Annotated in this window: 4 protein-coding genes; 1 reads left to right on the top strand and 3 read right to left on the bottom strand. The window is 72.8% G+C overall.

What is annotated here, in order from left to right; all coding sequences use genetic code 11:
- Nucleotides 1-2 precede the first annotated feature (2 nt).
- Together ACFU99_RS23145 and ACFU99_RS23140 are read right to left on the bottom strand one after the other, a co-directional pair.
- Complete coding sequence (locus ACFU99_RS23145; protein ID WP_384394913.1) at nt 3-809, bottom strand: alpha/beta fold hydrolase; 807 nt, start codon at nt 807-809, stop codon at nt 3-5.
- 54 nt (nt 810-863) lie between these two features.
- A complete protein-coding gene (locus ACFU99_RS23140; protein WP_384394915.1) occupies nt 864-1,916 on the bottom strand; it encodes a DUF5925 domain-containing protein in 1,053 nt (350 codons plus the stop codon).
- Nucleotides 1,917-2,154: 238 nt separating this feature from the next.
- On the opposite strand from ACFU99_RS23140, the gene ACFU99_RS23135 reads away from it, so the two are divergent.
- Nucleotides 2,155-3,576 carry a xylan 1,4-beta-xylosidase gene (locus ACFU99_RS23135; RefSeq protein ID WP_384394911.1) on the top strand — a complete coding sequence of 474 codons (1,422 nt, stop codon included), beginning with the start codon at nt 2,155-2,157 and terminating at the stop codon, nt 3,574-3,576.
- A gap of 66 nt (nt 3,577-3,642) precedes the next feature.
- Here ACFU99_RS23135 and ACFU99_RS23130 read toward each other — a convergent pair.
- Nucleotides 3,643-5,852: hypothetical protein (locus tag ACFU99_RS23130; RefSeq protein WP_384394909.1), on the bottom strand; the 2,210-nt coding region annotated here is incomplete at its 5' end.

Here is a 5,852-nt window from a genome sequence, read left to right as displayed (position 1 = left end):
GTCTACGACACCGGCTGAACCCGGTCGAGAAAGGCCCCCAGTGCCTTGTCGAACTCCTGCGGCCGCTCCAGATTCGGCATGTGGGCCGCGCCCTCGACCACCACCAGCTCCGAGTCGGGCAGCCGCGCGTGCATGTCCTCGGCGTCCGAGACCGGCGTGTACTCGTCGTCGCGCCCGACCACGACCAGCGCGGGCACCGCCACCCGCGTGAGCATCTCGCTGTAGTCGGGGCGCTCGGCCCGGCCCCGCAGCGCCGCCGCCGCGCCCTCGGGCGCGGTGCCCGCCATCATCCGGCGCACCTGCCCGGCGACCTCCGGCAGCGCCGCCACATTGGCCGGGGCGACCATCTTGGCCAGCACCTCGTCGGCGTACCCGGCCATGCCCTCGCGCAGCAGCCGGTCCGCCATCGCGTTGCGCGCCGCCTTCCCCGCCTCGGTCTCCGCGGCCGGGAAGGTATCCGCGAGCACCAGCCCCCGCACCCGCTCCGGGAAGAGCCGGTAAAATTCCATGACGATCTGGCCGCCCATCGACAGGCCGCCGACCACCGCGCCGTCGATCCCCAGATGGTCGAGGAGCGCCGCGAGATCCGCGGCGAACACGGACAGCGGCGTCACCCCCGGCACCACGCTCGACGCGCCATAGCCCCGCAGATCCGGGGCGATCACCCGCCGCGACGGCCCCGCGAACGCCGCGACCTGCGGCGCCCACATCGAGCGGTCGAAGGGATGGCCGTGCACGAGGAGCAGCGGCGCGCCGCCGCCCTCGTCGTCGTAGCCGACCGTTATGCCGTTGACCGAGGCCGAACTCACTGTGTGACTCCCGTTTTCAGAGATACGCAAGAGATACCAGGGGCTTCTTGGAGGTCAGAGGTACAGCCCCGCGTCCGCGCCGTCGTGCTGTGCCGGGACCGATGCCGGGCCCGTGCCGCGGCGCAGGGCGAACAGTTCCGCGAGCGTCGCGCCGTCGCGGCCGACGCCGTCCTCGTGGCCGAGCCAGGCCACCGACTCCTTGCGGGTCAGCGAGCCGACCTCGATGCGGGCCAGGCAGCGGCCCGGCCGTACGACCGCGGGGTGCAGCCGCTCCAGGTCCTCGTTGGTGGTGACGCCGACCAGGACGTTGCGGCCCTGGCCGAGCAGCCCGTCGGTGAGGTTCAGGAGGCGGGAGAGCGCCTGGCCCGCGGTGTGCTTCGCCTCGCCGCGGATCAGTTCGTCGCAGTCCTCCAGGAGCAGCAGCCGCCAGCGGCCCTTCGCCGTGCCCTCGTCCTCGCCGATCGCGATGTCCATCAGATAGCCGACGTCGTTGAAGAGCCGCTCCGGGTCCAGCACGCAGTCCACCTGGCACCAGTCCCGCCACGAACGGGCCAGCGTGCGCAGCGCCGAGGTCTTGCCCGTACCGGGCGGGCCGTGCAGGAGCAGCAGCCGGCCCGCGATGTCGTCCGGGGTGACCTTCATCAGCCGGTCCATGGCGTCGGCGACCGGCGCCGTGTAGTTGGGGCGGATCTCGTCCCACGTCCCGGCGGTGATCTGCCGGGTGGTGCGGTGCGGCCCGCGCCGCGGGGAGACGTACCAGAAGCCCATGGTGACGTGGTCGGGCTGCGGCTCCGGCTCGTCCTCCGCGCCGTCGACGGCCTGGCCCAGCACGCGCTCGGCCAGCTCGTCGGTGGTGGCGGTCACGGTGACGTCCGCGCCGCGGTTCCAGCGGGAGACCAGCAGCGTCCAGCCGTCGCCCTCGGCGAGCGTCGCGCTGCGGTCGTCGTCGCGGGCCGAGCGCAGCACCGTCGCCGCGGCGGGCAGCAGCGTCGCGCCCGACCGCACGCGGTCGACGGAGTGGCTGCGGGCGTAGGGCTGCTCGCCGGCCGCGAACCGGCCCAGGAACAGGGCGTCGACGACATCGGAGCAGGAATCGCTGTCGTCCATGGTCAGCCGGAGGGGGAGGGCTGCTTCGGCGGGGGTCGTGGGCAGGGTCTGCCTCCTGATCGCGGGGTCGTTCTCGGCGCACATGCCCCCATGATCCGGCACGTAACGCCCGGCGTATACAGATTTTCGGGTTCCCGCCCGGCCGGGAGCGCAGGCCGGGAGGGCGCGCCGGGGAGTTGGCGAACTGTTCGGCCGGAAGCCCCCGGAAGGGGTGCGCGCGCCGATACCCTTGCCGTCCATGGGGCGTCATGGTGGGGGACGGTCGGGGTTACGGGCGCGGGTGAGGGCGCGGTGGCGGATCCTCACCCTGATGGGGGCCGGCGCGGTGGCGCTCGCGGTCGCCCTCACGATGTGCACCGGCTGGCCGGGCGGCGGCGCCGAACCGGGGCCCTCCTCCCGCACCGGGGTGTACGGCACCCCGAAGAAGCCCGGCGGCTCCTCGCCGGCCGAGCTGGGCTGGGGGTTCACCCACACCCAGTACAGCGCCGACCACGGGGAGGGCGCCGCCAAGAAGTCCGCCGACGCGCTGCTGTCCGCCGACCCCATGCCGCAGAACCAGCACATCATGGGGTGGGGCGCGGACAACCCCGAACCCGCGCCCGGCGAGTACGACTTCAGCGACCTCGACCGGCGCGTCGAGCTGATGCGCAAGACCGGCGCGACGCCCGTGCTCACTCTGTGCTGCGCGCCCGACTGGATGAAGGGCGGCGCCAAGGGGGACACCGACTGGTCGAAGAAGTCGCTGGAGAAGGCGCCCGAGCCCGAGCACTACCAGGACTTCGCCGACCTCGTCGGGAAGATCGCCGAACGCTACCCGGACATCCGCCACTTCATCGTCTGGAACGAGCTCAAGGGGTTCTTCGACAACAAGAAGAACCGCTGGGACTACGAGGGCTACACCGAGCTCTACAACCTGGTCTACCGGGAGCTCAAGAAGCAGAACGAGGACAACCAGGTCGGCGGCCCGTACGCGGTGATGGACAGCAACCCGCCGGGCGACGCCACCAACGCCTCGACGCTGAGCGGCCCGTGGGGCGTCATCGACCAGCGCTCCCTCGACGCCGTCGAGTACTGGAACCGGCACAAGGAAGGCGCCGACTTCGTCGCCGTGGACGGCTCCAGCTACACCCGCGAGGGCGACGAGCTGATCCCCGACGAGTTCGCCGCCACCCAGAAGTTCGCCGACGTCACCAAGTGGCTGCGGCAGACCACCCGTCTGCCCGTCTGGTGGGCCGAGTGGTACGTGGAGCCCCCGGACGCCAATGACGACCGCAAGGGCTGGAGCGAGGAGCGCCGCACCGCCGTGCAGGCCGCCGCGCTGCTGCGGATGGCCCGCGCGGGCGTGGCCGCCGCCTTCTACTGGAACCCGCAGACCACCGGCGCCGACTGCCCCGGCTGCCTGTGGCGCAGCACCGAACTGGACGGCGGCGGCAAGGAACTGCCGATGATGGAGCTGCTCTCCCGCTTCGAGAAGGCGTTCCCGCCCGGCACCCCGCTGCGCCAGGTCGACGTCGCAGCCGACGACCGGCCCAACGTCCTGACGCTCGCCTCCGACAAGGACGTGCTGGTCGTCAACACCCTGGACCGGCCCATCAAGGCGTCGGTCGACGGCCGTAGCTTCGACATGGACGCTTACGGCGTGCGCTGGCTGGACCGGTAGCGCCGGCCGGCGCCCGTACGGGAGGGGGAACCCGAGCCCGTACGAGCACCCGGCCGTCTCCTACTCCTACGACATGGTCCAGAGGCGGTGGATCAGCGAGACCAGCAGCACCGCGAGCAGCGGCAGCGAGAACCAGAAACTGCCCTGGAGCCACCGCAGCTGGCGCACGCCCGGCCGCATGGCGACGCGCACCAGCTCGCGCGCCGAGAGCAGCACCAGCAGCGCCACGGCCGCGAGCCCGCCCACCACCGACATCGGCGTCCACGTGATCTTCGGCCCGATCGGTCCGGGGGCCGGGTCCGCGGCCCGGCCCTCCGGGCGCTGCGCCAGCTGGTAGATCGTGGCGTCCGCGTTGGACATCGCCCGGCGCAGTTCGGGCCGCCCGTCGAGGGCGCGCAGCAGCCGCTGCTCCCAGGTCGGCGCGTACCCCGAGTCGAGCTGGAGGGCGACCGCCTGACTGCGGTTGATCATCAGATAGCCGTTGGGGCCGGCGTCCCGCAGCGCCTCGACGAGGTCGTCCACGAGCACCGGGTCGCGCGGCGCCTGCGTCGCCCGGTAGTTCACCCGCTCCATGTCGCGGGCGCCCCACGGCATGGCGGGCGTGACGCTGTTGACGGGGTCGCTGCTCGGCCACAGCAACTGGGCGGTCGGCTTGTCGTGCGCGTACACGTAGTCCATCGCGGCGACCTCGCCGGGCCGCACCCGCTCGAACGGCTCGTTGCCCCAACGGGCCACCAGGAAGCCGAAGATCAGGACGAGGCCCGCCAGCAGCGCGGCGGCCGGGCCGAGCGCGCCGCGCCCGCCGCCGGTCCGCGGGAAGATCGCGAGGGCGGCCAGGACGCAGGCACCGGGCAGCGCGAACAGGAAGACGCGCAGCGCCACCTCGCCGCCGTAGGACTGGAGGCCGAAGGCGAGGAACGGCACCGCCGTCAGCACCAGCAGCGATACATCGCTCAGCCCGGCCTTGCGCCGCCGCAGCCAGCCGTACCCGGCGAGCGCCAGCATGCCCGCCGCGAGCGCCACCCGCGCGTACAGCACCAGCTTGTGGGTGCTGCTGCCGCCCTGGATACGGCCGGACACCGAGGAGTTGAGGTTGCCGCCGAGCGAGCCGAGCCCGCCGAACAACTCGTCGAAGTGGCCGGACCAGTACGGCTCCGCGAGGAACCCCACCCACACCACCAGCATCACGCAGCACAGCAGCGGCAGCCCGCGCAGCGTCGAGCGGCGCGCCAGGACCAGCACGGTCAGCACGCCCAGCATCACGAACGGGGTCAGCTGATGGCTGGCGACCGAGGCCGCGAACAGGCCGATCAGCACCGCCAGCAGCGCCGCCTGCTCCCGGCGGCCGACCGGTTCGACCTCGCTCTCGCCCGGCAGCCGTTTGCCGCGCAGCGGCCTGGGCCAGCGGAACCACACCAGCAGCACGGCCACGAACAGCAGATAGATCAGATAGTTCAGGGCCTGCGGCGAGAAGTAGTCCTGGCCGACCCAGCCGCACAGCGCGAACAGCCACGCCGCCGTCCACTTCGCCCGCCAGCCCGCCCGTACCGCCTTCAGCAGCAGCATGAACGGGGCCAGGTACAGCAGCTGGATGACCAGCGGCCACCAGCGCAACACCCCGGACAGGTCGTCGACGCCGCACGCCTTCGCGACGAACGCCGCCGCCGCGAAGAACCCCGGCCAGCTCCAGCGGGCGTCCAGGTCGGGCGCCGTCGTGCCGGTCCGGTCGATGAAGTCCAGGAAGCCGACGTGCTGCCACGCCGTCGCGAACCTCGGCTCGCTCTCCAGCACCGCGGGCACCGCGTGCAGCGACACCACCGTCAGCAGCACGATCGCCAGCAGCAGCCCGCGCCTCGGCCGCCCCAGCCACAGCGCGGAGGCGAACGCCAGGACCAGCAGCGCGGCGCCCAGCAGCGTCGCCCCCGGCAGTACGGAGATCAGCCCGAGCCCGCCCATGTCGTCCAGCGACACATCGCCGAGCGTGCGCAGCGGCAGCCAGTACAGGCCGAGCGCCGCCGCCAGCAGCAGCCAGATCCCCAGCTCGGGGGCGCGGGTACGCTCCGGGGGCCGCTCCGGCGCCCGTTCGGGGGCGGCAGGGTGCGGGGGAGGGGGCGGAGGGGGCGGCGGTGACGGTGGCGGTATGGCGGCCGAGAGCGGCGCGGAGGGCATCTTCATCTCCGGCCACTTCAGCCGCTTGGCCTCCTTCTTCTGCCCGGTCTTCCGCTCGGCGGGCTCTGCCTTCTCCGCACGCTCCGTCGGCGCCGGAGGCTCCGGCC

The sequence above is a fragment of the Streptomyces sp. NPDC057654 genome, from assembly GCF_042800135.1.
Taxonomy (GTDB): Bacteria; Actinomycetota; Actinomycetes; order Streptomycetales; family Streptomycetaceae; genus Streptomyces.
This window is presented reverse-complemented; position numbering and strand designations above follow the sequence as displayed.

Excerpts from the sequence above, each read along its gene's own strand:
- ACFU99_RS23140 (WP_384394915.1), bottom strand. The coding sequence starts at position 1,916 with ATGGACGACAGCGATTCCTGCTCCGATGTCGTCGACGCCCTGTTCCTG.
- ACFU99_RS23135 (WP_384394911.1), top strand. The coding sequence starts at position 2,155 with ATGGGGCGTCATGGTGGGGGACGGTCGGGGTTACGGGCGCGGGTGAGG.